Raw genomic sequence first — 24907 nt, 5'->3', positions numbered from 1 at the left:
GCGGGGACACTGCCCGTTAGGGTGGGTCTGTGACCCACTATGACGTCGTAGTCCTCGGAGCCGGCCCCGGTGGTTATGTCGCGGCCATCCGCGCTGCCCAGCTGGGCTTGAACACCGCCATCGTCGAACCGAAATACTGGGGCGGGGTCTGCCTGAACGTCGGCTGTATCCCGTCGAAAGCGTTGCTGCGCAATGCCGAGCTGGCACACATCTTCAACCGTGAGGCCGCCACCTTCGGGATCACCGGGGAGGCCAGCTTCGACTACGGGGCGGCGTTCGACCGCAGCCGCAAGGTCGCCGACGGCCGGGTGGCCGGTGTGCACTTCTTGATGAAGAAGAACAAGATCACCGAGATCCACGGCTACGGCCGGTTCGCCGACGCCCACACGCTGTCCGTCGAGCTGAACGAGGGCGGGACCGAAAACGTCACCTTCGACAACGCGATCATCGCCACCGGATCGAGCACCCGGCTGGTGCCGGGCACGTCGCTTTCGGCCAACGTGGTCACCTACGAGGAGCTGATCCTGAGCCGGGAGCTACCGGGCTCGATCGTCATCGCCGGATGCGGGGCCATCGGCATGGAGTTCTCCTACATCTTGGCCAACTACGGCGTCGACGTCACGGTGGTGGAGTTCCTACCGAGGGCGCTGCCCAACGAGGACGTCGAGGTGTCCAAGGAGGTGGAGAAGCAGCTCAAGAAGCTGGGTATCAAGATCCGCACCGGCACCAAGGTCGAGTCCATCGTGGACAGTGGAGCCGGCGGGTCCGTCACCGTCACCGTCAGCAAGGACGGGCAGACTGAAGAGCTCAAAACCGACAAGGTGTTGCAGGCCATCGGCTTTGCGCCCAACGTCGACGGTTACGGTCTGGAGGCCGCCGGGGTGGCGCTGACCGACCGGCGCGCGATCGGTGTCGGGGAGTACATGCAGACCTCGGTGCCGCACATCTACGCCATCGGCGACGTCACCGGTCTGTTGCAGCTGGCGCACGTCGCCGAGGCGCAGGGCGTGGTGGCCGCCGAGACCATCGGTGGGGCCGAGACGATGCCGCTCGGTGACTATCGGATGATGCCGCGCGCCACGTTCTGCCAGCCGCAGGTGGCCAGTTTCGGGCTGACCGAGGAGCAGGCCCGCGCCGAGGGTTACGACGTGAAGGTGGTCAAGTTCCCGTTCACCGCCAACGGCAAGGCCCACGGGGCGGGCGACCCGAGCGGGTTCGTGAAGCTGATCGCCGACACCCGCTACGGCGAGCTGCTCGGCGGGCACCTGGTCGGCCACGACGTCTCCGAACTGCTGCCCGAGCTCACCCTGGCGCAGAAGTGGGACCTGACCGCGGGCGAGCTGGCCCGCAACGTGCACACCCACCCGACCATGTCCGAGGCGCTGCAGGAGTGCTTCCACGGCCTGACCGGCCACATGATCAACTTCTGAGTCCGGGCGCCCGCCGGCGCCGCCCTTGATACGGGCAACCAAAGCGACCAAGCTTGCGGTCGTGGAGACGGTGGCGCAGTCCGCAACACACCCACGGACAGTCGAGGTCCGGTGACCCGGCGGTATGACCTGGCGATAGCCGGGGGCGGGCCGGCGGGTTCGGCGGCAGCGTGGCAGGCGGTGCGGACCGGTGCCCGGGTGGTGGTGCTGGACAAGGCCGAGTTTCCGCGCGACAAGCCCTGTGGTGACGGCTTGACTCCGCGCGCCACCGGCTACCTGCAGAGGATGGGTCTGGCCGACGAGATCGCCACGTTCCACCGCATCAACCGGGCCAAGATCTTCAGCCCGAGTCAGTGGGAGCTGACCTTCCCGCGCCGCGCCGGGATGCCCGACCACGGGCACGGTATCCGCCGTCGCGAGCTGGACACGATGTTGCTCGAAAACGTCGCGGCTGCGGGTGCCGAGGTACGCCAGGGCGCCGAAGTCGTCGGCCCCCTCGTCGACGACGACGGACGCGTCACCGGCGTGACCCTGAAGTCCGGCGAGAAGGTACTGGCCGATGCGGTGATCGCCGCCGACGGCGCGTACTCGCCGGTCAAGCGCGGGCTCACACTGGACTCGCAATGCAACGGCTACTCGGCGATCGCGATCCGCGCCGAAATGCAGGCGAACCGCCCGGACTCCGACAGCCTCGACATCTACCTGAAGATTCGGTTCCAGGGCGACCAACTGCCCGGGTACGGCTGGGTTTTCCCACTCGGCGGTGGCCACGTCAACATCGGCGTGGGCTACGTCAACAGCTACAAGCACTGGCAGAAGATCAACTCCACCCGGTTCCTGGGCGAGTTCATGGCCACCCTGCCCCGCGACTGGGAGCTGCCGTCGGTCGCCGAGTTGCAGAAGTCGAAGGCCCTGCAGGGCTGGCGGCTGCCGATGGGTTTCACCGCCTGGCCGCCGTGGCGCCCGGGTGTGCTGTTCGCCGGTGACGCGCTGGGGGCGGCCCGGCCGGTGTCGGGCGCGGGCATCTCCAAGGCGTTGCAATCCGGGATGGCGGCCGGTGAGTGCGCCATCGCCGCGTTGACCAACGGTGGGCCCGACGATTTCAGCAACTACCAACAAACCATCCAAGCGGCATGGGGCAAGGAATACCGGCGCGGCCGGATCTTCAACAAGCTGGCCGGCGTCCCGGCGCTCACCCGCACCGCGCTCGCGTTGTTGGACAGTGTGAACCATCCCGGGTTTCGAACACGGCTGCTGTTGTGGGAGAGGACATTATCGGGAAGGTAGCCAGGCGCGGCTACCCCAGCAGCTCGAATACCAGGAATCCCGCCGCCATCCCGGCCCCATTGGCGAAGGCGTTGACGACGTCGTTGCCCACCCAGCGCCACCCCCAGGACGGCTGCGTCGGCGACCCACAGTGCAGGCGGTCCTCCACCGTGGCGCCGCAGGTGGTGCACACGAAGCGGGCCTCCACGCTGGCGCCGATCAGGGTGTCCACCAGGGAGCCGATGATCCCGGCCACCAGGCCGACGGGCACCATCGCCAGCCCACCGAAGAGCGCGCCGAAACATCCGACCGCCAACGCTCCCACCACCGTCGCCGCTGAACCCAGCGGGGAGACCGCCCCCGACGTGCCTTTGGCGACGCGGCCCCGCGTCCGCAGCGACACCGGATCCCGCTTGGAGAACCGGCCGATCTCCGACGCCCAGGAGTCGGCGATGCCGGCGGCGATCCCGCCGATGGAGACGGCGTACCAGGCCGGGTCGCGGGTGAACGCAAAGCCGATCACCGGGACCAGCACCGGTAGGCTGGCGTTCACCGCGACCTGACTCATGGTGCGCATGCCCCCGGCCCGGGTGGGTCGGCGATACCCGGTGAGCAGGCTGGTCAGTGAGAAGAAGACGGCGGCCGGGATGATCCACGCCCACCCGCCGAGGCCGACGGCCACCCCGGCGATCAGACCACCGCAGAGCGCGCCCGGCAGATCCAGCCAGCGCATCCGGAGCATGAACGGCACGATGGCGCAACCGAATACGGCCGCGGCCAACCAGCGCAGCGCGTCGTCGGTGGACAGCTCGCGCGCGACGTGCAGCAGCAGCGCCACCCACGGTGTGATCAGCAGGTTGTCCGCCGCCGGCCAGACCAGCAGCTCGACCGCTGCCGTCGTCACCGCGACGAACAACGAAACCGCCACCGCCATGAACGAATTCAGTTCGAGGCCGACCCGGCAGAACACGAACGACACGGCGAAGGCGATCGCCACGAAGGCCACCGAGCCCTCCAGGGAGCGCACACCGCCGCCGGCTTCCACCCGGTGGCGGCCGTAGCGGTCCCCGATCAGGGCCGCGCCCGCGTCGGCCAGACCCAGCACCACCACACCTGCGGCGATCGCCACCCGATCCGGCCAGAACGCCAGCACCGCGACGAGTGCCCCGGCCGCGAAGCCGACCAGCCCGTAGTCGCGGGAACGGGTGCCATCGAAGACCCCGGGAACCGGGACCAGGCCCCGCTCCACGATGAACGCCAATGCCACCGTCGCGACGGCCAGCACGCCCGCCACCACCGCCCCGTGGGACAGCTGGAACGCGGCCACCGCGGCGAACAGCCCGCACAGCGCATGGGGAACCTTGCGGGTGACCAGCGGGCCGGCGCCACGGCGTGCCAGCGCTCGCCCGACGACGATCAGCACGACCGCGATCAGCAGGATCCCGCCCCCGGCGACGGCCAGGTCGTGGCTAACGGTAGCTGTCACGCAGCGCTACTCGTCGAAGTCCAGCGGCACCCGCAGGGCGCTCAGCGTGGCGGCCAGCGCGTCGTATTGCGATGTCAGCATGACGAATTCGATCAGCCGGGGACGATCCAGGTGCTCGGACAACTGCTCCCAGGTGGCATCGGAGAGGGTGCGGGACTGCACGAGTTCGTCGATCGCGATCAGCATGACGCGCTGGCGATCGGTGAGCTCGTCGAAATGGGGGCCGCCGGGGCCCTCGAAGATGCGGGCCTGGGTGGCGTCGTCCAAGCCGGCCGCGGCGGCCATCCGGCGGTGATGCTGCAGTTCGTATCTGCTGTCCCGCAGGTGGCCCACCCGCAGGATCACCAGCTCGGTGTCGCGAGTGGAGAGCTTGCCGCCCCGCATCAGCACCCCGCCGAACGGCAGCCAGGACCACATCAACCGCTTGTGCTGGCCCAGCGTGGTGAACAGGTGCGCCCGGGGCACGTGCTGGCGGGCGGCGACGACTTTGCAGACCAGCCAGTTGACCAGACCGAGGTCGCGCAGGCCGGGGGCTTCGGGGATGCGAGCTGTCACCGCTGTTGCTTTACCAGATACGGCGACACCGTGCTGCGGTGTTCGTTGAGATCGAGGTCGCGGCCCAGTGCGGGGAATGCCCGCTGCGGGCAGTTGTCGCGTTCGCAGACCCGGCAGCCCGCCCCGATCGGGGTGGCCGGGACCTCATGGTCACCGTGCAGATCCAGCCCTTCGGAGTAGACCAGCCGGTGGGCGTGGCGCAGTTCGCAGCCCAGCCCGATCGCGAAGGTCTTGTCCGGCTGGCCCCAGCGCGCGGCGCGGCGTTCCACGGTGCGCGCCACCCACAGGTATTTGCGGCCGTCGGGCATCTCGGCGACCTGCACGCCGATCCGTCCCGGGTTGCCGAACGTCTCGTAGACGTTCCACAGCGGGCAGGTCCCGCCGCTGGAGGAGAAGTGAAAACCGGTGGCCGACTGACGTTTCGACATGTTTCCCGCGCGATCGACGCGGACGAACGAGAACGGCACGCCCCGCATCGACGGCCGCTGCAGGGTGGACAGCCGGTGGGCGATGGTCTCGTAGCTGACCCGGTAGAACGCCGACAGCCGCTCGATGTCGTAGCGGAACGTCTCGGCGCTGTCGTGGAACTGCCCGTAGGGCAGCACGATCGCCGCCGCGAAGTAGTTGGCCAGACCGAGCCGGGCCAGCGTGCGCGAGTCCTTCGAGGTGAACTTGCCCTCTTCGACCATCGCCGAGATCTGGTCGTCGAATTCCAGGTAGGCCAGCTCGGCGGCCATCTTGAACACCCGCTGGCCCCACGACAGGTGGTTGGAGATGTCCAGGGTCCGGGTCGCCGTGTCATAGCGGTGCAGCACCGTCTCGCCCAGGTCGATGCGCCGGTTGATGTGCACGCCGTGTACCTCGGTGAGCCGGTTGGCCAACTCGATGGCCAATTCGCCTTGGTGCCGGCGCATCCGGGTGGCCAGTTCCTCTGCGGCGGTGTCGAGTTCGTGCAGGTAATTCTGTCGCTGATAGAAGTAGTCGCGGACCTCTTCGTGCGGCATGGTGATCGCGCCGGTGCCGCTGCCGTCGGTGTAGCGCTCCTCGGTGGCCGCGGCCAGCTGGGCGGTGGTGATCCGGTAGCGGCGGTGCAGGTTGACCATCGCCCGGGCCAGTTTGGGGTGGGCGCTGACCAGTTCGGCCACCTCGGTCAGCTCGACCTCGACGTCCAGGTCGCGGTCCAGGGTGACCTCACGCAACTCGGCGACCAGCCGGGTGTCGTCCTGGGAGGCGAAGAAGGTGGCGTCGACCCCGAAGACCTCGGTGATGCGCAGCAGCACCGCCACGGTCAGCGGCCGGACGTCGTGCTCGATCTGGTTGAGGTAACTCGGTGAGATCCCCAGCATCTGCGCCAGGGCAGCCTGGCTGAACCCGCGCTCGCTGCGCAGCTGGCGCACCCGGGAGCCGACGTAGGTCTTGGCCACTTCGCCGAGCCTACCTGCTGCGAAGCCGGCATTCGCATTATTGGCATGGCATGATCGCTCTGGGAAAACGACGGGGAGCATCGATGCAGCAGACTGATGGGCCGGCCGGTCTGGCGAAGGTTTTGATGCCGGTGCCCGACCCGCACCCCCACGTATTCGACCGGCAGTGGCCGCTGCGGGTCGCCGACATCGACCGGCGGGGCCGGCTGCGGATGGATGCGGCGGCCCGGCACATCCAGGACATCGGCCAGGATCAGCTGCGGGAGATGGGGTTTGAGGCCACCCACCCGCTCTGGATCGTCCGGCGCACCGTGATGGACCTGATCGCACCCGTCGAGTTCCAGGACTTGCTGCGGGTGCGGCGCTGGTGCTCGGGCACCTCCAACCGCTGGTGCGAGATGCGGGTCCGCATCGACGGCCGGCGCAGCGGCGGCCTCATCGAGTCCGAGGCGTTCTGGATCAATATCAACCGCGAGACCCAGGGGCCGGCGCGGATCTCCGAGGACTTCCTGGCCGGACTCAAACGCACCACCAGCGTCGACCGGCTGCGCTGGAAGGCGTACCTGAAAGCGGGCGACCGCGCCGACGCCGCCGAGATTCACGAGTATCCGATCCGCTTCACCGACATCGACCTGTTCGACCACGTGAACAACTCGGTGTACTGGAGCGTGGTCGAGGACTACCTGTCGAGTTACCCGGAACTGCTCGCGGCGCCGTTGCGGGTAACCCTGGAACACGACGCCCCCGTCGCGCTGGGCGACAAACTAGAGATCGTCTCCCACATTCACCCGGCCGGATCGACCGATCGGTTCGGGTCCGAGCTGGCCGATCGCGCTGTTAGAACGCTCACATACGTGGTCGGCGAAGAGGTCAAAGCGCTCGCCGCGATCTTCCCGCTGTAACACGTTCTAGTCAGTACGGCCGTACTGCTGATACCCGCGTTGACCTGTGCGGATAAGTTACCGACCGGTAGCTTTTCCTGGACGCGCCACGAGAAGGCCTCTGGACGATTCTTCGCAAACTTCGCATAACGGTCGTACTGTTTGGCCAAAATTGGCAACTAAAACCAGTGGACCTGGGCCGATGTGGTGTGTCAAGGTCGCGTTAACACACCAGTAAATTCGCCGGGGTGTTGGCAAGTCCGATAAGCGGCCCGGCGATCGCGCGAACACGAAGGAGTTGCCATGTCGACCGTTGGCACGCCGAAGAGCCCCGAGCAGATCCAGCACGACTGGGACCACAACCCGCGCTGGGAGGGCGTCACCCGCACCTACTCGGCCGAGGACGTCGTCGCCCTGCAGGGCCACGTCGTCGAGGAGCACACCCTGGCCCGCCGCGGCGCCGAGGTGCTCTGGGAGCAGCTGCACGAGCTGGACTACATCAACGCCCTCGGTGCGCTGACCGGCAACATGGCGGTCCAGCAGGTTCGGGCCGGCCTGAAGGCCATCTACCTGTCCGGGTGGCAGGTCGCCGGTGACGCGAACCTGTCCGGCCACACCTACCCCGACCAGAGCCTCTACCCGGCCAACTCGGTGCCGCAGGTGGTGCGCCGGATCAACAACGCGCTGCTGCGTGCCGACGAGATCGCCAAGGTCGAGGGCGACACCTCGGTGGAGAACTGGCTGGCCCCGATCGTGGCCGACGGGGAGGCCGGCTTCGGTGGCGCGCTCAACGTCTACGAGCTGCAGAAGGCGATGATCGCCGCCGGCGTCGCGGGCTCGCACTGGGAGGACCAGCTGGCCTCGGAGAAAAAGTGCGGTCACCTGGGCGGCAAGGTGCTGATCCCCACCCAGCAGCACATCCGCACGTTGACCTCTGCCCGACTCGCTGCTGACGTGGCCGGCGTTCCCACCGTGGTGATCGCCCGCACCGACGCCGAGGCCGCCACCCTGATCACCTCGGATGTCGACGAGCGCGACCAGCCGTTCATCACCGGTGACCGGACCGCGGAGGGCTTCTACCGGGTCCGCAACGGCCTGGAGCCGTGCATCGCCCGGGCCAAGGCCTACGCCCCCTACGCCGACCTGATCTGGATGGAGACCGGCACCCCGGACCTGGAGCTGGCGGCTAAGTTCGCCGAGGGCGTCAAGGCCGAGTTCCCCGACCAGATGCTGGCCTACAACTGCTCGCCGTCGTTCAACTGGCGCCAGCACCTCGACGACGCCACCATCGCCAAGTTCCAGAACGAGCTGGGCGCGATGGGCTTCAAGTTCCAGTTCATCACGCTGGCCGGCTTCCACGCCCTGAACTACTCGATGTTCGACCTGGCTCACGGCTACGCCCGCAACCAGATGAGCGCCTACGTGGAGCTGCAGGAGCGCGAGTTCGCCGCCGAGGCACGGGGCTACACCGCCACCAAGCACCAGCGCGAGGTCGGCGCCGGCTACTTCGACCGGATCGCCACCACCGTCGACCCGACGTCGTCGACGACTGCGCTGGCGGGCTCGACCGAAGAGGGCCAGTTCCACTGAGTCACTGAGCCACTCACCCGCCGAGCAGACGCAGAATCGCGTAATCACCGCTGAGGTTGTGCGAATTTGTGTCTGCTCGCGGGGTAGGTTTCCCGCGGTGCTTGTCGGATTGCGCCGCGGGGGAGTTGACAGCGCAGGCCCCGCCCAGCCAGCCTGGGCGGGGCCTGTTGCTGCCGCGAGACTGAAAATGAACATGCCGTGAGGCCCGAAAGGAACACAGTGTCGATCCAACGAGTAGGCGTCATCGGAGCCGGGCAGATGGGCGCCGGAATCGCCGAGGTGTCCGCGCGTGCCGGCGTCGAGGTGAAGGTCTTCGAGACCACCGACGCGTTGATCACCGCCGGACGCAACCGGATCGTCAAGTCGCTGGAGCGCGGTGTGAGCGCCGGCAAGATCACCGAACGCGAACGCGACGACGCCGTGGGCAACCTGACTTTCACCACCGACCTCGCTGAGCTGGCCGACCGGCAGCTGGTCATCGAGGCCGTCATCGAAGACGACACCGTCAAGTCGAAGATCTTCGCCGAACTCGACCGGGTGATCACCGACCCCGAGGCGGTGCTCGCGTCGAACACCTCGTCCATCCCGATCATGAAGATCGCCGCCGCCACGGCGAACCCGCAGCGGGTGTTGGGCCTGCACTTCTTCAACCCGGTGCCGGTGCTGCCGCTGGTCGAGCTGGTCAGCACGCTGGTCACCGACGAATCCGCCGCCGCCCGCACCGAGGAATTCGCCAGCGCGGTGCTGGGCAAGCAGGTGGTGCGCTGCTCGGACCGCTCCGGTTTCGTGGTGAACGCCCTGCTGGTGCCCTACCTGCTGTCGGCGGTGCGCATGCTCGAGTCCGGGTTCGCCACCGTCGAGGACATCGACAAGGCCATCGTTGCCGGGCTTTCGCATCCGATGGGCCCGCTGCGGCTGTCCGACCTCGTCGGCCTGGACACCCTCAAGCTGATCGCGGACAAGATGTACGAGGAGTTCAAGGAGCCGCTCTACGCCGCGCCGCCGTTGCTGCTGCGCATGGTCGAGGCCGGCCAGCTCGGCAAGAAGTCCGGCCGGGGCTTCTACTCCTACTGAGCGGCTAGTGCGTGGGGGTCACGCCGAACGCATACCAGCAGGGCTTGCCCTCCATGGGCGAGTCGAACGGTGACGCGGTGCGGGTCAAGCCGCCTGGCGGGATCAGGGTCGGGGCCCCGTTGAAGATGACGCAGGCGGAGTTGGTGATCAGGTCCTGCGGCGGGCGGTCGCCGGACGGATTGCCCTGGCTGTTCTGGCCGGCGGCGCGGGCCGCCTGGTCGGCGGCGTTCTGGGCCTCGCCGATGGCCCGATTGGCGATACCGGCGCCGCACGCCTGCGGGTCTTGCGGCTGTTGGCCCTGATCGCCGCCTGCGCAGGCGTCCTGCCCCTGCCCGCCCGGCGGTTCGGGGTCGTCCGCGCCGGCCGGTGGGGGACTGCTGAGGAACGCTCCGGCAGCGATCAGTGTCGATGCGACCGTCGTGACGGCCAGCCGGTAGCCCGTTGTGGCCATGGTGAGGCACCCGCCTTCCCTGGATGAGACTTCGCGTCACAACCGGTCGGTTCTGACGACCCGCTTGCGACGGTAGGAGATTCAGCCGTCGAGAGATACAGGGATTTCCCTGGTAATCGTCGGCGCCTCATGGGCGCGGCCAGGTCAGCCCGCAGACTTCGTCGATACGTCGGGTTGGCGCCCTTGCGCGCCGGTCACCCGGCGCCAGGGCAGCATCGGCGACGGGTGCTTCCCGGCGTTGAACTTCTCCAGCGACCCACCCACCTCGACGATGCCGCACAACGCATTCCAGCTCAGCATCGTCAGGTAGTCGATCAGGTCGTCGGCGCTCATCCGCGGGTCCAGCAGCCACGAGTGGGTGGCCAACTGCACACCACCGACGATCATGTAGGCCCACGGCTCGACCCCGCTGGTGTCCATCCCGACCGCGTTCATCCGCCGGCGGAGCATCACGGCGAGCATTCGGGCGATGATGCGCTCGGAGTCGGCGATCACCTTGCTCTTGCTGGCCGAACTGTTGGCCATCACGAACCGGTACGGCTCGGGCTCGTTGGCCACCGTCTGCACATACACCCGGATGATCTCGCGGACCAGGTCGAAGCCGTCCAGGTTCGCCGACAGCGCAGCCGCCATATTGGGGATCAGGGTCGTCTGAGCGAAGCGCATCATCACCGCGGTGGTCAGGTCGTTCTTGTCGACGAAGTAGCGGTACAGCACGGTTTTGGACACGCCGATCTCAGCGGCGATCTCATCCATGCTCACGTACCGGCCGCGGCGCCGGATCGCCTCGATCGTCCCGTCGGTCAGGTCATTTCGGCGGTCGACCTTGTGTTGGTGCCAGCGCCGCTTGCGACCATCGGTCTTGGCGGCGCCGGCTCGAAGCTGCTCTGCCACTATCGCGGGTTCCCATTCACTAGTCCTTATAGATAATACGGCGCGGTCCAGCAAACTTTGTGGTCCGGTAACAGTTACCGGTGGTTTGGCGAGGCCCGGCGGAGGAGAGGCGAAGCTGGAACCGCCGCATATACCCGCCGCCCGAGATGGCGGATGATGGTGTGGTGGTGCATCGAGAGAACCGCCAGACTTGGCCCGGCGCGGCGCGGACCGTGCAGTCGCTGGCGGAGTCCTTCGCCGATGCCGATCCGGCCGCCGATGCCGTGCGATTGCGAGACCTGCGCCGGATGAAGGTCGTCGCACTGAGCTTCCTGCTCGGTGCGACCGTCGTCTTCCTGCTGTGCCGGTGGGCGGCGGCCCACGGTATGGAGGGCACCGCCCCGACCTGGGTGGGTTACGTCGGCGCCGCCGCCGAGGCCGGCATGGTCGGGGCCCTGGCGGACTGGTTCGCGGTGACCGCGCTGTTCAAGCATCCGCTGGGCATCCCGATCCCGCACACCGCGATCATCAAACGCAAGAAGGACCAGCTCGGGGAGGGCCTGGGCACCTTCGTGCGGGAGAACTTCCTGTCACCGCCGGTGGTGGAGACCAAGCTGCGCGACGCGCAGATCGCCGGGCGGCTGGGCAAGTGGCTCTCCGAACAGGACCACGCCGAACGGGTGGCCGCCGAGACCGCGACCGTGCTGCGGGTGCTGATCGAGATGTTGCGCGACGACGACGTCCAGGACGTGATCGACCGGATGATCGTGCGGCGCATTGCCGAGCCGCACTGGGGGCCACCGGTGGGCCGGGTGCTGGGCACCCTGCTGGCCGAGAACCGGCAGGAGGCGTTGATCCAGTTGCTGGCCGACCGGGCGTTCCAGTGGTCGCTCAACGCCGGCGAAGTCATCCAGCGGGTGGTGGAGCGGGACTCGCCCACCTGGTCGCCGCGGTTCGTCGACCATCTGGTCGGCGACCGGATCCACCGTGAGCTGATGGACTTCACCGACAAGGTGCGCCGCAACCCCGATCACGAATTGCGCCGCAGTGCGACGCGTTTCCTGTTCGAGTTCGCCGACGACCTGCAGAACGACCCGGCGACGATCGCCAAGGCCGACGCGGTCAAGGAACAGTTGATGGCCCGCGACGAGGTCGCCAACGCTGCGGCCACCGCCTGGCGGACGCTGAAGCGGCTGGTGCTCGAGGGTGTCGACGACCCGTCCAGCGCCCTGCGCACCCGGGTGGCCTCGACGGTGGTCCAGGTCGGTGAGTCGTTGCGCGACAAGGCCGACCTGCGCGACAAGGTGGACAATTGGATCGTGCGGGGCGCTCAGCATCTGGTGGCGCATTACGGGGTGGAGATCACCGCGATCATCACCGAGACGATCGAGCGCTGGGACGCCGCGGAGGCGAGCCGGCGCATCGAATTGCATGTCGGACGCGATCTGCAGTTCATCCGGATCAACGGGACCGTGGTGGGGTCACTGGCCGGGCTGGCGATCTACGCCATAGCTCAACTTATGTTCTGACCTGCGCTAGCTAGTGCTTGCAAAAGTTAGCATTAGGTCGTATCGTGGCGTTCGTCAGCAAGTCGCAAGTCCACGAAAGGGGTCACCGGTGTCGCAGGATGACAAAATTGCCGCAGTGGTCTCCACTGCCGCGGCGGACATCGGCAGCTTCATCCGGGCGCAGCGCGAAGCCGCGCAGGTGTCCATGCGACAGCTGGCCGACAAGGCCGGCGTGAGCAATCCCTACCTCAGTCAGATCGAGCGCGGATTGCGTAAGCCCTCCGCTGACGTCCTCAATCAGATCGCCAAGGCCCTGCGGGTCTCCGCCGAGGTGCTCTACGTGCGTGCGGGAATCCTGGAGCCCAGCGAGAAGAGCGAGGTCCGCGACGCCGTCATCTCGGATGCGGCGATCACGGAGCGCCAGAAACAGGTTCTGCTCGACATCTACACCTCCTTCGTCCAGCAGAACGAAGCCGACGGTGAGGAGACGACACCTGCCTGATCCATGTTCGTCCTCCTGAGAAGAACCACCAACCGGAAAATCCAACCCGAAAGGAACCCCGACATGGCCGAGAACCCGACCATCGAAGAACTGAAGGCCCCGCTGCTCGCCGCGATCGGCGCTGCCGACCTGGCCCTGGCCACCATGACCGACCTCGTCGCCAACCTGCGCGAGCGCGCCGGTGATGCCCGCGAAGACGCCAGCACCCGGGTCGAGGAGAGCCGTGCCCGGCTGAACAAGCTGCAGGAGGAGCTGCCCGAGCAGTTCGCCGAGCTGCGGGAGCGTTTCACCGCCGAGGAGCTGCGCAAGGCCGCCGAGGGCTACGTGGAGGCCGCCACCGGCCGGTACAACGACCTGGTGACCCGCGGCGAGGCCGCCCTGGAGCGGCTGCGCAACCAGTCCGGTCTCGACGACGCCTCGGCGCAGGTTGAGGGCTACGTCGACCAGGCCGTCGAGCTGACCCAGGAGGTGCTGGGCAACGTTGCGTCGCAGACCCGCGAGGTCGGCGAGCGCGCCGCCAAGCTGGTCGGCATCGAGCTGCCCAAGAAGGAGCAGGCCAAGACGGCGCCCCCGGCTGCTGGGGCCGCCAAGAAGACCCCGGCGCCGGCTGCTGCCAAGAAGGCTGCCCCGGCCAAGAAGGCTGCTGCCAAGACGGCCGCGAAGAAGGCGCCTGCCAAGAAGGTCACCCAGAAGTAACCGCAGTTCGACGCCCGGGACGGTACCCGCCTAGGCTTGCAGCGTGTTCGCTATGAGCCTGGTGGGTATCGTCCTCGGCGTTTTGCAGCTCATCGTCTTCGCGACGTCGGTGTATGCGTTCGTGCACGCGGCGATGCAGCGCTCCGACGCCTATACCGCCGCCGACAAGCTCACCAAGCCGGTGTGGCTGGTGATCCTCGGGGTGTGCGGGCTGCTGGCCCTGGTGCTACAGGTGATGGGGATGGCCATCGCCGCCTGTGCCGCCGGGGTCTACCTGGTGGATGTGCGGCCGAGATTGCTTGAGGTCCAAGGCAAATCCCACTGACGCCCATGATCCGTTCGACTCTCCGAGCAGTCGGTGTCGCGGCGGCCGTTTCGCTGCCCGCCGCCCCGGCGTGGGCCGACTCCGGGGCGTCGGGTTTCGTCGACCGCATCGAGTGGACGAGCTACGGCGACCTGTCCAGCCTGCGGGTGTATCCGACGCCGGCCGGCCGGGCCGCGGCAGCCCGGTTGGACGCCGCCGCCGACGGCGAGCAGGCCTGGCGCGAAGTGCTCGCCCATGCTCCCGGGGCGGACACCCCGGGCATGCGCGACCAATTCCTCTGTCACTGGAACTATGCCGAGTTCGCCCGGCCCGGCAAGACCAGCTGGAACCTGGAGCCGTGGCGGCCCGTCGTCGACGGTGTGACGATGCTGGAATCCGGATGTAATCCCGGTGCCCCCGAGGAGGCGTTCTGATGCCCGGATGGAACCGCGACCAGGTGGCCAAACTGGTCGACCACACCTTGCTCAAACCCGAAGCGACGACCGAGCAGGTCGTCGCCGTCGTCGCCGAAGCCGCCGAACTCGGCGTCGCCGCGGTGTGCGTGTCACCGTCGGTGGTGGCCGTCGCCGCGGCGGCCAATCCGGCCGGCGTCCGGATCGCCGCGGTCGCGGGCTTTCCGTCCGGCAAGCACCTGCCGGTGGTCAAAGCGCAGGAGGCGGCGCTGGCGGTGGCGGCCGGGGCGGCCGAAATCGACATGGTCATCGACGTCGGCGCCGCACTGGCCGGTGATTTCGCCGCGGTCGGCGCCGACATCGGCACCGTGCGTGCCGCCGCTCCCGACGCCGTGCTCAAGGTGATCCTGGAATCCGCCGCGCTGCTGGAGCTGGGCGGGGACGCGACCCTGGTGGCGGCCTGCCGCGCCGCCGAAGACGCCGGTGCGGATTTCGTCAAGACCTCCACCGGTTTTCATCCTTCCGGCGGGGCCTCGGTGCGCGCGGTGACGCTGATGGCCGATGCCGTCGGCGGTCGGCTCGGCGTCAAGGCCAGCGGTGGCATCCGCACCGCGGACGATGCGCTGGCGATGCTCGAGGCGGGGGCGACCCGGCTGGGCCTGTCGGGTACCCGGGCCGTACTGGACGGGCTCGGGTAGCGCCGGCCGCGAACCCTTACAGTCTCGCGAAGCACTGACTCGACGACGACGCCGGGATGGCGGCGTTTCGCGTCGAGAACTTGACCACCACACCGGAATCGGTGACCTGCGAGCTGTCGATGTGGATCCCCAGCGGAAGGTCGTCGGTCACCTTCGCGGTGAGGTTATCGAGGTTGCGCTGCACGGTGTCGGTGTCCAGATCGTGGCCGAGTGCTTCCAGCTCCACCACCTGCAGCTTCAGCCCGTTGTCGACGATCTGCGGCTTGACGGTCGCGCGGTTCAGCAGGCCCTTGAGCTCGACGGTGCCGGCGTCCGGATCGGTGGTGACCTTGCCGGTGACGATGCTGCCGATCACCGGGACCACCTCCTGAATCGACTCTTTGATGCCGTCCGCCGGCCAGGTGATGGTGCCGTCCAGCGACCCGATGGTGCCTTTCGAATCCCCGCTCTTGTGCAGCCGGATGTCGCGGATGTCCAGGTCCAGCCGCATGCCCTTGGCCTTGCGGATCTGGTTGCCAGCGGTCTGCACCGAGATGTGCGGGTAGTCGCCCCGGAAGTACTGCGCCAGCACCGGCGGATTGGAGGCGAACGACACCGTGGCGGTGTCCTCCGCCTCGCACTGGACCGCGTCGGCGACCAGGCTCTTGGCCCGGTGCGTGGCATAGAGCTGTCCGCCGAACAAGGCGACCAGCGCCAGGACCAGCACCGCGGACAGCGCCAGCAGGACCGCCGGCAGGCCGGTAAATCGATGCGGGCGGTGCGCCGATCCGAATGTGCTCATTACTGCAGGCTACAGGTGCGCGAAGCAGGGGTCGTCGGACTGCGGGATGGCGGCGTTCCGGGTCGAAAACCGCGCCACCACACCGTTATCGGTGACCTGGATGCTCTCGGCGCGCAGACCCAGCGGGTAACGCTTCGTCAGCTCCCGGGCGAATCTGTCCAGCTCCGGCTGAAGCGTCTCGCGCGGCAGGGTCAGCGCACCCAGGCCGGTGAGCTTCTGCACCTGCAGCGAGAGTCCACCGTCGACCACTTCCGGCTTGACCACCACGCTGGCCAGGCCGAATGCGCCACCGAGTTCGACGGTGCCGTCCTGGGAATTGGTCTTCAGATCCGAGACCAGGTTGCCCAGGATCGGCACCATCGACTGGACGGTCTCCTTGATGCCGGCCGCCGGCCAGGTCAGGGTGGCGTCCAAGGCCCCGATGGTGCCCTTGGAGTCGCCGGTGCCGTGCAGGTCGACATCGGAGATGTTGAGGTCGGCGGTCATCTGCTGGGCGTCTTTGACCTGGTTACCCGCGGTGTGGATGGAGATGTTGGTGTAGTTGCCGGTGATGTGCTGCCACAGGAACGGCGGCGTCACCCCGAAGGACACCTTGGCCTTGTCGTGCACCACGCATTCGGTCGCCTTGGCCACCTTGTTGTCGGCGATCCGGCGGGCGATCAGCTCGGCGCCGATCAGACCGGCCAGCGCCAGCGCGATCACCGTGACGACGATCAGGACCAGGGCCAGCGGATCCCGCAGCAGGGTGGCCGGCCGGTGCTGCGGGGCCGGGGCGCTGATGACGGTGGTGGGCGCCTCGCCGGCCGACTCCGGTGGCGCCGCGGCCGGTACCGGCGGGGCGGACGGTGGTGGCGCCGCCGGGGCCGCGGGTGCGCTGGGAATCCGGGTGGTCGGCTCCTCGCGGGGCGTACCGCCGACCGGCATCTGCCGGGTCGGCGACGCGGACGGTTCCGGTCGAGGCGGGGCTTCGCCCTCGGGGGGCTGATCGGGCTGGCCGGTGGGGCGCGCCCAAGGTGACTGGTCGCCGTGGGGAGGTCCGGGCGGATTGCTCACCCGCGCGATTCTGCCTTACCGACCTGAAGAAAATCCGCGCGATTGCTCAACACGGCCAGGGTTCGGCGGGCGCTGCCGACCGCGTCGAGGTCGACGTCGCAGACCAGGAGCTGCGGTTCCGGGCCGGCCGACACCACCACCTCACCCCACGGCGAGGCGACCAGGCTGTGGCCCACACCGGTCGGCGCGCCCGACGAACTCGCCGGGTCGCCGGCGCCGGGGTAGGCCTGCCCGACGGCGGCGATGTAGCTGGTCGAATCCAGCGCCCGGGCGCAGGCCAGCAGTTCCCACTGCCGCAGTTTGTCCGGCCCGGCGCCCCACGAGGCGCACACCGCGATCAGCTGGGCACCGCGATCGGCCAACTCGGTGTACAGCGTCGGGAACCGGATGTCATAGCAAGTGGACAGGCCGACGCCGACGCCGTCGACGTCGATCACCACGGGATCGGATCCCGGTGCGACGGTGCGTGATTCGGTGAATCCGAACGCGTCGTAGAGGTGGATCTTGTGATAGTGCGCTTCGGTTCCCGGTCCGGTCGCCAGCAGGGTGTTGCTGACCCGTCCGTCGCCGGCCGGGACGAACATCCCCGCGATGACGGTCACCCCGGCCCGGGCGGCGATGTCGCGCACCCGGGTGGCCCACGGCCCGTCGAGCGGCTCGGCGACCGGGCCCAGCGGCACCCCGAACCGGCACATCGTGGCCTCCGGGAAAACCACCAGGCGCGCGCCCTGGGCGGCGGCGCGCTCGGTGTGTTCGGCGACCAACTCCAGGTTGGCGGCCGGGTCGGTCCCGCTGAGGATCTGCGCACACGCTATCCGCATGGGTTCAGCCTATTCCGGTCGCTCAGCGCCGCCTCGCTGCAGCCACATCGCGGTGAACCGTTGCTCGGCGGTCATCAGCTCAGTCAGCTGGGTGCCGATGAAGTTCTCGATCTTGCCGCCCACCAGCGGGATGTCGACCCGCACCGTCGCGGTCAGCCGCAGCGCACAGCCGCCGGTGGCCGGTTCCAGCACCGCGTCCCCGGACAGCTTCGCCGGCGCCCCGACGATCCTGCCGGTGACCTCGGCGTGGGCCCGCCCGTCGCGGACCGGACGCCACTTCTCGTGGCGGGCCATCTCCAGGTCGCCGGGGTGGAACTGGGCGGCCAGCGCCGGCAGCTTGTCGCGGTGAATGCCCTGTGTGGTGGCCACGTCGACACCGCCGTCGGCGCCGACGGTCATCGAGTCCAGGGTCACCGTGTCGGCCCCGGAATCGGCCAGCCGGGCCAGCCAGTACTGCTCGTCGGCGAATGCCGCATAGACCTGCTCGACGCTTCCCGGATAGTGCTCGGACAGCGTGAATGTACGCGGCATAGCTGGTCAGGCTACCGTTACCGGCCGTGGCCGGATCCGAGTTCGCGGGCGCGCGTGTCGCCGAGGCGGTGCCGCTGGCGCCGTTGACCACGCTGCGGGTCGGACCGGTCGCGCAGCGCGTCATCACCTGCATCGATGCCGAGCAGATCGTGGCCACCCTGGGCGAACTCGACCGGGCCGGGGTCCGCCCGCTGCTGCTCTCGGGTGGCTCCAACGTGGTGATCGCCGACGACCTGACTGACCTGACCGTCGTCCGGCTGGCCAACGACGGCATCGAGATCGACGGCAACGTGCTGCGGGCCCAGGCCGGCGCGGTCTGGGACGACGTGGTCGCACGAGCCGTCGCCGCGGGGCTGGGCGGTCTGGAGTGCCTGTCGGGTATCCCCGGTTCGGCCGGCGCCACCCCGGTGCAGAACGTCGGGGCCTACGGCGCGGAAGTCGCCGACACCGTGACCCGGGTGCTGCTGCTGGACCGTCGCACCGGCACCGTGCGCTGGGCAGCGGGCGCCGAGTTGAACTTCGGCTACCGCACCAGCGTGCTGAAGTACTCGGATGCGGCGGTGGTGCTCGAGGTGGAATTCGAGCTGGACGCCTCCGGGCGCAGCGCGCCGCTGCGCTACGGCGAACTGGCCACCGCGTTGCACGCCGCCGACGGCGACCGCGCCGACCCGGCAGCCGTGCGTGCCGCAGTGCTCAAGCTGCGCAGCGCCAAGGGCATGGTGCTCGACGGGAGCGATCACGACACCTGGAGTGTGGGCTCGTTCTTCACCAATCCGGTTGTGCCGCAGGAGGTGTACCGGCAGATCGCCGAACGGAAGACCGGACTGGTTCCGCACTGGGACGGCCCCGACGGGGTGAAGCTGGCGGCCGGCTGGCTGGTGGAGCGGGCCGGTTTCGGCAAGGGCTATCCGGACGATGACGGTGCGCCGGTGCGTCTTTCGGGCAAACATGCGCTGGCTTTGACCAACCGGGGTGGCGCCAGCACCGCCGACGTGCTGGAGTTGGCGCGCACCGTGCGCGACGGGGTGCGCGCGGTGTTCGGCATCACCTTGCACCCCGAGCCGGTGCTCGTCGGTTGCGCGCTGTAACCAACATCGCAGGTGGTCAGGTGGCCTGCCCGGTATCTTGGGATGGCGTGAACCTGAACCGGCGAAGGGCGTTGGCCGCGCTGGCGGCCGGGGTGCTGGCGCCGCAGGCGCTGGCGGGCTGTCTGAGCCGGGCCGGAAACAGTGCCGACAAGACGCCGCCGGCGGCGCCCGCCCTGAGCTTCGAACCCCCGGTCGGCCAGACCGATGTGCTGCCGACCGCCGACGTCGCTGTCACCGTCTCCGACGGCTGGTTTCAGCGGGTGGCGCTGACCAGCCCGGCCGGCAAGGTGCTCAGTGGAACGTTCAATCGGGACCGCACCCGCTACACCGTCACCGAGCCGCTGGGCTACGACGCCGTCTACAGCTGGTCGGGCTCGGTGGTGGGCCACGACGGCAACGCCGTACCGGTCACCGGCACCATCACCACGGTGACGCCCGCAGTCGTCATCGACGGCGGTTTTCAGCTGGCCGACGGGCAGACGGTCGGCGTCGCGGCGCCGGTGATCCTGCAGTTCGACGCGCCGATCAGTGACAAGGCGGCCGTCGAGCGGGCCCTGCGGGTCACCACCGAACCGCCGGTGGAGGGCGGCTGGGCCTGGTTGCCCGATGAGGTGCAGGGCGCCCGGGTGCACTGGCGCAGCCGCGAGTACTACCCGGCCGGAACCACCGTCAGCGTCGACGCCAAGCTGTACGGCGTGGCCTTCGGCGACGGTGCCTACGGCGCCCAGGACATGTCGCTGCAATTCTCGATCGGGCGGCGCCAGGTGGTGAAGGCCGAGGTCTCCTCGCACCGCATCCAGGTGGTCCGCGACGAGGGCGTGATCATGGACTTCCCGTGCAGCTACGGTGAAGGCGACCAGCCGCGCAACGTCACCCGCAACGGCGTCCACGTGGTCAGCGAGAAGTACGCCGACTTCTACATGTCCAACCCGGCCGCCGGCTACAGCAACATCCACGAGCGCTGGGCGGTCCGCATCTCCAACAACGGCGAGTTCATCCACGCCAACCCGGCCAGCTCCGGCGCCCAGGGCAACACCAACGTCACCAACGGCTGCATCAACTTGTCCACCGAGGACGCCGAGCAGTACTTCCACAGCGCGATCTACGGCGACCCGGTCGAGGTGACCGGCAGCTCGATCGAGCTGTCCTACGCCGACGGCGATATCTGGGACTGGGCGGTGGACTGGGACACCTGGGTGTCCATGTCGGCGCTGCAGGCGGATTCGTCGACTCCAGGGCGGCCCCGGACCTCACTGCCCAGCACCGCGCCGGCCACCCCGACCGACGCGCCGACACTGTCGGGCACCCCGACGACGACTCAGCCGCCGCCGACGTCTGTTACTCGGCCCGGCGGTTAGCCCGCGTTGCGGAGGCCTGGTCGCGCGGGCGGATCACGATCTGGTCGAGGTCGACGTGCGGGGGCCGGGAGGCGACGAACCCGATCACCTCGGCGATGTCGGCCGCCGTCAGCGGAGTCAGGCCGGCATAGACCGCGTCGGAGCGCTCGCGGTCACCGTCGAAGCGCACCAGCGAGAACTCGGTCTCCACCATGCCCGGGGCGATCTCGGTGAGCCGCACCGGTTTTCCCAACAACTCACCGCGCAGCGTGCGGTGCAGCGCGCTCTGGGCGTGCTTGGCCGAGGTGTAACCGGCGCCGCCGTCGTAGATCTCGAATGCCGCGATGGAGGTCACGGTGACCACCAGGCCGTCGCCGGAGGCGATCAGCTTCGGCAGCAGGGCGCGGGTCACCTGAAGGGTGCCCAGCACGTTGGTCTCCCACATCCACCGCCAGTGCTCGAGGTCGGCGTCGCTGACCGGCGCCAGGCCCTTGGCCCCGCCGGCGTTGTTGACCAGCACGTTGACCGAACCGGCGAGACCCTCGCACACGTCGGCCAGCTCGGCGACCGCGGCCAGGTCGGTGACGTCCGCCGCAACGGCGGTGCCCCCGATCTCCTGCGTCAGCGCGGAGATCCGGTCGGCGCGCCGGGCTACCGCGACCACGTGAAAGCCTTGTCCGGCAAGGGTTCTCGCGGTCGCCTCGCCGATACCCGAGCTGGCGCCGGTGACCACGGCGATCGGTTGGCCGGCGCGCTGGTGTCGCGCGGGTGTGCTCATCGACTCAACTTTAGTGACCGTGCTACATTTCTCCGTTATGTACCGCAGTGCCCGCTATCTGACAGCGGTGTGTCTCGTCGCCACCGGCGCGTGTTGTTGCGCATGTCGTCGCGCCTGACCTGCTGCGAGTAGCCACTCCTTGAGGGAGCCCGCCGGGTCGCAGGCGTCACCGGACCCCATTCGGACTCTTCCTAGGCAAGGACACACAGCGTGCGCACCACCTCTCTCACCACCCACATCACCAGCCACCGGACCGCCCGGGTGCGCTCGCATCCGCGCGTCGTTCCGCCGGCCCTGCAGCTGCCCGAAACCGCCGGCGCCGCGGTCTTCTCCGCGGTTCGCCAGCACGGCCCGATCGCCCGCGAGGCCATCGCCGGCGCCACCTCGCTGAGCGTCGCCACGGTCAACCGGCAGGTCAGCGCGCTGCTGGAGGCCGGATTGCTGCTGGAGCGCGCTGATTTGGCGACCTCCGGGGCGATCGGACGCCCGCGCCGGCCTGTGGTGGTCAACCACGAACCGTTCCTGGCGTTGGGCCTGCACATCGGGGCGAAGACCACCAGCATCGTGGCCACCGACCTGCTCGGCCGCACCCTGGACGTGGTCGAGACCCCGACCCCGGCCAACGGGGCCTCGCCGGCGCTGGCGGCCCTGGCCGCCAGTGCGCGCCGGTACCTGACCCGCTGGCAGAAGCGCCGCCCGCTGTGGGTCGGGGTGGCCATCGGTGGCGCGGTGGACGGCACCACCGGCTACGTCGACCACCCCCGGCTGGGCTGGACGGCCGCCCCGGTCGGACCGGTGCTGGCCGACGAGCTGCGGCTGCCGGTGTCGGTGGCCTCCCACGTCGACGCCATGGCCGGCGCCGAACTGCTGCTGGGAGTGCGGCGACCGACGGTGACCAGCTCCACCAGCCTCTACGTCTACGCCCGCGAGACCGTGGGCTACGCCCTGGTGATCGGCGGGCGGGTACACAGCCCGACCAGCGGTCCCGGCACCATTGCCGGCCTGCCGGTGTCCTCGGAGCTGCTCGGCGATTCCGGACAGCTCGAATCCACCGTCAGCGACGAGGCGGTGCTGGCCGCGGCACGCCGGCTGCGGATCCTGCCCGACGGCAACGGTGCGGCTTCGGCCGCGGTGACCGGCCTGGCGCGGGAGGCCCGGGCCGGTGACCAGCGGGCGAGCGCGTTGCTGACCGAACGTGCCCGGGTCCTCGGCGAAGCCGTCGCGCTGCTGCGCGACGTGCTCAACCCCGACGACCTGGTGGTCGGTGGCCAGGGCTTCACCGAATACCCGGAGGGCATGGCCGAGGTGGAGCGGGCCTTCGCCCAGCGGTCGGTGCTGGCGGGCCGCACGCTGCGGGTCACCGCTTTCGGCAACCGGGTCCAGGAGGCCGGGGCCGGGACGGTGTCGTTGGGCGGGCTCTACGCCGATCCGGTCGGGGCGATGCGCCGCTCCCGCGGCTCGGTGGCCCGGGCGGTCCCCGAAGCGTCCGCCTGACCGGAGCTGTAAAGATGACTGGGTGGGGAGTGGCGTCGGATCCGATGTGCACCGGGTAGCGGTGCTGTCGGTGCACACCTCGCCGCTGGCCCAACCCGGTACGGGCGATGCCGGCGGCATGAACGTCTACGTGCTGCAGAGCGCGCTGCACCTGGCTCGCCGCGGGGTGGCCGTGGAGGTCTTCACCCGCGCCACGTCGTCGGCCGATCCGCCGGTGCAGCATGTGGCGCCCGGCGTACTGGTGCGCAACGTGGTGGCCGGACCGTTCGAGGGCCTGGACAAGAACGACCTGCCCACCCAGTTGTGCGCGTTCGCGGCCGCGGTGCTGCGTGCCGAGGCGGCCCACGAGCCCGGCTACTACGACGTCGTGCATTCGCACTACTGGCTGTCCGGTCAGGTCGGCTGGCTGGCCGCGGATCGGTGGGCGGTGCCGCTGGTGCACACCGCACACACCCTGGCCGGGGTCAAGAACGCCGCCCTGGCCGCCGGTGACAGCCCCGAGCCGCCGCTGCGCACCGTCGGCGAGCAGCAGGTCGTCGACGAGGCGGACCGGCTGATCGTCAACACCGACGACGAGGCCCACCAACTCGTCGCGCTGCACGGGGCCGACCCGGCGCGTATCGACGTGGCGCATCCGGGCGTCGACCTGGAGGTCTTCCGCCCCGGCGACAAGGCGCAGGCCCGGGCCGCGTTGGGGTTCTCGCCCGGCGAGCCGATCGTGGCCTTCGTCGGTCGCATCCAGCCGCTCAAGGCGCCCGACATCCTGCTGCGCGCCGTCGCGAAGCTGCCCGGGGTGCGCGTGGTGGTGGCCGGCGGGCCGTCGGGCAGCAGTGGGCTCGCCGCGCCGGGCGGACTGGTTCGGCTGGCCGCGGAACTGGGTATCAGTGACCGGGTGACCTTCTTGCCGCCGCAGTCCCGCGAGGATCTGGCGGCTTTGTTCCGGGCGGCCGATCTGGTGGCGGTGCCCAGCTACTCCGAATCGTTCGGCCTGGTGGCCCTGGAGGCGCAGGCCTGCGGCACGCCGGTGGTCGCCGCGGCGGTCGGCGGGCTGCCGGTGGCGGTGCGCGACGGTGTCACCGGGGCACTGGTCGCCGGGCACGGCATCGAGGCGTGGGCGACCGCGATCGACGACCTGCTGCGGTTGGGGGAGGGGCCGCGCGGGTGGGCGATGCGCCGGGCCGCGGCCGCTCACGCGGCGACGTTCTCCTGGGAGCGCACCGTGGACGCCCAGCTGGCCAGCTACACCAGCGCGATCGAGGACTTCGCCGCCGCTCGGGGTGCGCGGATGCGGGTGGTGGGGGCGCCGCGGCGGGCCCGGCGCTGGCCCACGCGACGCGGGGCGCGCGCGTGAACCGCAGCGACGTCCAACAGCTCATCGAGGACACCCTCAAGACGGCAGAGCTGACCTACTCGCAGTTCCCCGGCGCACACGGCGGGCTGCCGGGGGTGGTCGTCGAGCTGCCCGGCGAACGCAAGCTCAAGACCAACACGATCCTCAGCGTCGGGGAGCACTCGGTGCGCGTCGAGGCCTTCGTCTGCCGCAAGCCCGATGAGAACCACGCCGGGGTCTACCGCTTTCTGCTCAAGCGCAACCGCCGGCTCTACGGGGTGGCCTACACCCTGGACAACGTCGGCGACATCTACCTGGTCGGCCGGATGGCGCTGGCTTCGGTGACCGCCGAGGAGATCGACCGGGTACTCGGGCAGGTGCTCGAAGCCGTCGACTTCGACTTCAACACGTTGCTGGAGTTGGGATTTGCCTCCTCCATCCAGAAGGAGTGGGAGTGGCGGGTGTCCACCGGGCAGTCGCTGCAGAACCTGCAGGCGTTCGAGCATTTGATTGACCGCGACGGTGACTGAGACACTGGCCGGC

At 69.1% G+C, this 24907-nt stretch carries 26 protein-coding genes; 16 read left to right on the top strand and 10 right to left on the bottom strand.

Annotated features, from left to right (window positions below):
* The first annotated feature begins 29 nt into the window (after nucleotides 1-29).
* Together lpdA and G6N23_RS17920 are read left to right on the top strand one after the other, a co-directional pair.
* A complete protein-coding gene (gene lpdA / locus G6N23_RS17925; protein WP_085260818.1) occupies nucleotides 30-1430 on the top strand; it encodes a dihydrolipoyl dehydrogenase in 1401 nt (466 codons plus the stop codon).
* Nucleotides 1431-1541: 111 nt separating this feature from the next.
* Nucleotides 1542-2717, top strand: coding sequence for an NAD(P)/FAD-dependent oxidoreductase (locus tag G6N23_RS17920; protein ID WP_085260819.1), 1176 nt, complete (start codon nucleotides 1542-1544; stop codon nucleotides 2715-2717).
* Between the two features lie 10 nt (nucleotides 2718-2727).
* Here G6N23_RS17920 and G6N23_RS17915 read toward each other — a convergent pair whose 3' ends face one another.
* From G6N23_RS17915 to ramB, 3 genes are read right to left on the bottom strand one after another with little or no spacing between them, the layout of a single operon-like run.
* Nucleotides 2728-4182, bottom strand: a complete 1455-nt coding sequence (locus tag G6N23_RS17915) for a DUF92 domain-containing protein (protein WP_085260820.1) — start codon at nucleotides 4180-4182, stop codon at nucleotides 2728-2730.
* 6 nt (nucleotides 4183-4188) lie between these two features.
* Complete coding sequence (locus tag G6N23_RS17910; protein WP_085260821.1) at nucleotides 4189-4737, bottom strand: carboxymuconolactone decarboxylase family protein; 549 nt, start codon at nucleotides 4735-4737, stop codon at nucleotides 4189-4191.
* On the bottom strand, nucleotides 4734-6161 hold the full coding sequence (ramB, locus tag G6N23_RS17905) for an acetate metabolism transcriptional regulator RamB (RefSeq protein WP_085260822.1): 1428 nt from the start codon (nucleotides 6159-6161) through the stop codon (nucleotides 4734-4736). The genes G6N23_RS17910 and ramB overlap by 4 nt, the downstream gene beginning before the upstream one ends.
* An 83-nt stretch (nucleotides 6162-6244) precedes the next feature.
* On the opposite strand from ramB, the gene G6N23_RS17900 reads away from it, so the two are divergent.
* The 3 genes from G6N23_RS17900 to G6N23_RS17890 all read left to right on the top strand — a co-directional run bounded on the left by G6N23_RS17900 (nucleotide 6245) and on the right by G6N23_RS17890 (nucleotide 9706).
* Nucleotides 6245-7063, top strand: a complete 819-nt coding sequence (locus G6N23_RS17900; protein ID WP_085260823.1) for an acyl-[acyl-carrier-protein] thioesterase — start codon at nucleotides 6245-6247, stop codon at nucleotides 7061-7063.
* A gap of 282 nt (nucleotides 7064-7345) precedes the next feature.
* A complete protein-coding gene (aceA, locus tag G6N23_RS17895) occupies nucleotides 7346-8632 on the top strand; it encodes an isocitrate lyase (RefSeq protein ID WP_085260824.1) in 1287 nt (428 codons plus the stop codon).
* Nucleotides 8633-8851: 219 nt separating this feature from the next.
* On the top strand, nucleotides 8852-9706 hold the full coding sequence (locus G6N23_RS17890) for a 3-hydroxybutyryl-CoA dehydrogenase (RefSeq protein WP_085260825.1): 855 nt from the start codon (nucleotides 8852-8854) through the stop codon (nucleotides 9704-9706).
* A 4-nt stretch (nucleotides 9707-9710) separates the two neighbouring features.
* Here the strand turns inward: G6N23_RS17890 and G6N23_RS17885 are convergent, their stop codons facing one another.
* Nucleotides 9711-10157, bottom strand: coding sequence for a hypothetical protein (locus G6N23_RS17885; protein ID WP_085260826.1), 447 nt, complete (start codon nucleotides 10155-10157; stop codon nucleotides 9711-9713).
* Nucleotides 10158-10301: 144 nt separating this feature from the next.
* The gene (locus tag G6N23_RS17880) at nucleotides 10302-11051 is read right to left on the bottom strand and encodes a TetR/AcrR family transcriptional regulator (RefSeq protein ID WP_085260827.1); all 750 of its coding nucleotides are present in this window, start codon (nucleotides 11049-11051) and stop codon (nucleotides 10302-10304) included.
* Between the two features lie 146 nt (nucleotides 11052-11197).
* Between G6N23_RS17880 and G6N23_RS17875 the strand changes: the two genes are divergently transcribed.
* The 6 genes from G6N23_RS17875 to deoC all read left to right on the top strand — a co-directional run bounded on the left by G6N23_RS17875 (nucleotide 11198) and on the right by deoC (nucleotide 15151).
* On the top strand, nucleotides 11198-12559 hold the full coding sequence (locus tag G6N23_RS17875) for a DUF445 domain-containing protein (RefSeq protein WP_165758692.1): 1362 nt from the start codon (nucleotides 11198-11200) through the stop codon (nucleotides 12557-12559).
* 88 nt (nucleotides 12560-12647) lie between these two features.
* A complete protein-coding gene (locus G6N23_RS17870) occupies nucleotides 12648-13040 on the top strand; it encodes a helix-turn-helix domain-containing protein (protein ID WP_085260828.1) in 393 nt (130 codons plus the stop codon).
* 63 nt (nucleotides 13041-13103) lie between these two features.
* Nucleotides 13104-13736, top strand: a complete 633-nt coding sequence (locus tag G6N23_RS17865) for a heparin-binding hemagglutinin (protein ID WP_085260829.1) — start codon at nucleotides 13104-13106, stop codon at nucleotides 13734-13736.
* Nucleotides 13737-13788: 52 nt separating this feature from the next.
* A complete protein-coding gene (locus tag G6N23_RS17860; protein ID WP_085260830.1) occupies nucleotides 13789-14061 on the top strand; it encodes a DUF2516 family protein in 273 nt (90 codons plus the stop codon).
* A 5-nt stretch (nucleotides 14062-14066) separates the two neighbouring features.
* Nucleotides 14067-14474 carry a DUF2599 domain-containing protein gene (locus G6N23_RS17855; protein WP_085260831.1) on the top strand — a complete coding sequence of 136 codons (408 nt, stop codon included), beginning with the start codon at nucleotides 14067-14069 and terminating at the stop codon, nucleotides 14472-14474.
* Nucleotides 14474-15151 (top strand): deoxyribose-phosphate aldolase, encoded by a 678-nt coding sequence (gene deoC, locus G6N23_RS17850; RefSeq protein WP_085260832.1) that lies wholly within the window; start codon nucleotides 14474-14476, stop codon nucleotides 15149-15151. The genes G6N23_RS17855 and deoC overlap by 1 nt, the downstream gene beginning before the upstream one ends.
* Nucleotides 15152-15167: 16 nt before the next feature.
* Here the strand turns inward: deoC and G6N23_RS17845 are convergent, their stop codons facing one another.
* Genes G6N23_RS17845 through G6N23_RS17830 form a run of 4 tightly spaced genes read right to left on the bottom strand, consistent with a single transcriptional unit; the run spans nucleotide 15168 to nucleotide 18337 of the window.
* Complete coding sequence (locus G6N23_RS17845; protein WP_085260833.1) at nucleotides 15168-15932, bottom strand: LmeA family phospholipid-binding protein; 765 nt, start codon at nucleotides 15930-15932, stop codon at nucleotides 15168-15170.
* A 9-nt stretch (nucleotides 15933-15941) separates the two neighbouring features.
* Nucleotides 15942-16985 carry an LmeA family phospholipid-binding protein gene (locus G6N23_RS17840; RefSeq protein WP_165758693.1) on the bottom strand — a complete coding sequence of 348 codons (1044 nt, stop codon included), beginning with the start codon at nucleotides 16983-16985 and terminating at the stop codon, nucleotides 15942-15944.
* Nucleotides 16982-17806, bottom strand: a complete 825-nt coding sequence (locus G6N23_RS17835; RefSeq protein WP_085260835.1) for a carbon-nitrogen hydrolase family protein — start codon at nucleotides 17804-17806, stop codon at nucleotides 16982-16984. The genes G6N23_RS17840 and G6N23_RS17835 overlap by 4 nt, the downstream gene beginning before the upstream one ends.
* Before the next feature lie 9 nt (nucleotides 17807-17815).
* Nucleotides 17816-18337: a DUF2505 domain-containing protein gene (locus tag G6N23_RS17830; protein ID WP_085260836.1), complete on the bottom strand. Its 522-nt coding sequence runs from the start codon at nucleotides 18335-18337 to the stop codon at nucleotides 17816-17818.
* Between the two features lie 26 nt (nucleotides 18338-18363).
* On the opposite strand from G6N23_RS17830, the gene G6N23_RS17825 reads away from it, so the two are divergent.
* The gene (locus tag G6N23_RS17825) at nucleotides 18364-19425 is read left to right on the top strand and encodes a UDP-N-acetylmuramate dehydrogenase (RefSeq protein WP_085260837.1); all 1062 of its coding nucleotides are present in this window, start codon (nucleotides 18364-18366) and stop codon (nucleotides 19423-19425) included.
* A gap of 5 nt (nucleotides 19426-19430) precedes the next feature.
* Entirely contained in the window at nucleotides 19431-20783 is a 1353-nt protein-coding gene (locus G6N23_RS17820) for a L,D-transpeptidase (protein WP_234808608.1), read from the top strand.
* Here the strand turns inward: G6N23_RS17820 and G6N23_RS17815 are convergent.
* Entirely contained in the window at nucleotides 20764-21540 is a 777-nt protein-coding gene (locus tag G6N23_RS17815; RefSeq protein ID WP_085260839.1) for an SDR family NAD(P)-dependent oxidoreductase, read from the bottom strand. The two genes, G6N23_RS17820 and G6N23_RS17815, sit on opposite strands and share 20 nt — an antisense overlap.
* A 210-nt stretch (nucleotides 21541-21750) precedes the next feature.
* On the opposite strand from G6N23_RS17815, the gene G6N23_RS17810 reads away from it, so the two are divergent.
* The 3 genes from G6N23_RS17810 to G6N23_RS17800 are packed head-to-tail and all read left to right on the top strand — an operon-like array spanning nucleotide 21751 to nucleotide 24894.
* The gene (locus tag G6N23_RS17810; protein WP_085260840.1) at nucleotides 21751-23034 is read left to right on the top strand and encodes an ROK family protein; all 1284 of its coding nucleotides are present in this window, start codon (nucleotides 21751-21753) and stop codon (nucleotides 23032-23034) included.
* Nucleotides 22967-24385, top strand: coding sequence for a D-inositol-3-phosphate glycosyltransferase (gene mshA / locus G6N23_RS17805; RefSeq protein WP_372509010.1), 1419 nt, complete (start codon nucleotides 22967-22969; stop codon nucleotides 24383-24385). Before G6N23_RS17810 ends, mshA begins: the two co-directional genes overlap by 68 nt.
* On the top strand, nucleotides 24382-24894 hold the full coding sequence (locus tag G6N23_RS17800; RefSeq protein WP_085260841.1) for a type III secretion system chaperone family protein: 513 nt from the start codon (nucleotides 24382-24384) through the stop codon (nucleotides 24892-24894). Before mshA ends, G6N23_RS17800 begins: the two co-directional genes overlap by 4 nt.
* Nucleotides 24895-24907: the final 13 nt, after the last annotated feature.

It is taken from the genome of Mycolicibacter terrae (genome assembly GCF_010727125.1).
Taxonomy (GTDB): domain Bacteria; phylum Actinomycetota; class Actinomycetes; order Mycobacteriales; family Mycobacteriaceae; genus Mycobacterium; species Mycobacterium terrae.
This window is presented reverse-complemented; position numbering and strand designations above follow the sequence as displayed.

Bases quoted from the DNA above. Each gene is read 5' to 3' on its own strand.
- G6N23_RS17900 (WP_085260823.1), top strand. From the start codon at position 6,245: ATGCAGCAGACTGATGGGCCGGCCGGTCTGGCGAAGGTTTTGATGCCG.
- aceA (WP_085260824.1), top strand. From the start codon at position 7,346: ATGTCGACCGTTGGCACGCCGAAGAGCCCCGAGCAGATCCAGCACGAC.
- G6N23_RS17885 (WP_085260826.1), bottom strand. From the start codon at position 10,157: ATGGCCACAACGGGCTACCGGCTGGCCGTCACGACGGTCGCATCGACA.
- G6N23_RS17875 (WP_165758692.1), top strand. From the start codon at position 11,198: ATGGCGGATGATGGTGTGGTGGTGCATCGAGAGAACCGCCAGACTTGG.
- G6N23_RS17865 (WP_085260829.1), top strand. From the start codon at position 13,104: ATGGCCGAGAACCCGACCATCGAAGAACTGAAGGCCCCGCTGCTCGCC.
- G6N23_RS17860 (WP_085260830.1), top strand. From the start codon at position 13,789: ATGAGCCTGGTGGGTATCGTCCTCGGCGTTTTGCAGCTCATCGTCTTC.
- G6N23_RS17855 (WP_085260831.1), top strand. From the start codon at position 14,067: ATGATCCGTTCGACTCTCCGAGCAGTCGGTGTCGCGGCGGCCGTTTCG.
- deoC (WP_085260832.1), top strand. From the start codon at position 14,474: ATGCCCGGATGGAACCGCGACCAGGTGGCCAAACTGGTCGACCACACC.
- G6N23_RS17845 (WP_085260833.1), bottom strand. From the start codon at position 15,932: ATGAGCACATTCGGATCGGCGCACCGCCCGCATCGATTTACCGGCCTG.
- G6N23_RS17835 (WP_085260835.1), bottom strand. From the start codon at position 17,806: ATGCGGATAGCGTGTGCGCAGATCCTCAGCGGGACCGACCCGGCCGCC.
- G6N23_RS17830 (WP_085260836.1), bottom strand. From the start codon at position 18,337: ATGCCGCGTACATTCACGCTGTCCGAGCACTATCCGGGAAGCGTCGAG.
- G6N23_RS17815 (WP_085260839.1), bottom strand. From the start codon at position 21,540: ATGAGCACACCCGCGCGACACCAGCGCGCCGGCCAACCGATCGCCGTG.